Source organism: Acinetobacter sp. OYA S30 (genome assembly GCF_033599315.1).
Taxonomy (GTDB): domain Bacteria; phylum Pseudomonadota; class Gammaproteobacteria; order Pseudomonadales; family Moraxellaceae; genus Acinetobacter; species Acinetobacter baumannii.
Genome location: NZ_JAWVAV010000158.1, coordinates 1 through 376 on the forward strand (window position 1 = coordinate 1; position 376 = coordinate 376).

1 pseudogene is annotated in these 376 nt (G+C 44.4%); it reads right to left on the reverse strand.

Features of this window, described 5'->3' with window-relative positions:
* Positions 1-376, reverse strand: a pseudogene (locus R5R67_RS19610) (phage tail protein); the annotation flags it as partial.

Genomic DNA, 376 nt, shown 5'->3' on the forward strand with positions numbered 1-376 from the left:
TGCTACAGCAATACGGTCACGTAGCACAAGCAATTCAGACTCAGGCGCCGCATCAAAGGTGATGGATTTACGTTGAAACCGAAGCTTGTTCCAGATCCGGTACGCATTAAAATGAGCTTGCCACTTGTTTCGTACCCCAACGGATTTCACTTCTTTCGGGTTCTTTGCTCCTTTGTCTGGCAAATAGATATTGATACGACTATCGTCGGTCGGATCCGTGTATTCATAGATCAGTCCATCGTAGTCATCCATCACGCCAAAGGTAAGGTCATGCTTGTAACTATCCGGAATGATATTCCTGAAGTTAAACAGCATTACCGAGTTATCAGTTGGCCGTTCAAAATAAAGCTTGAGCTTATTGTTTTGCCGATATGCG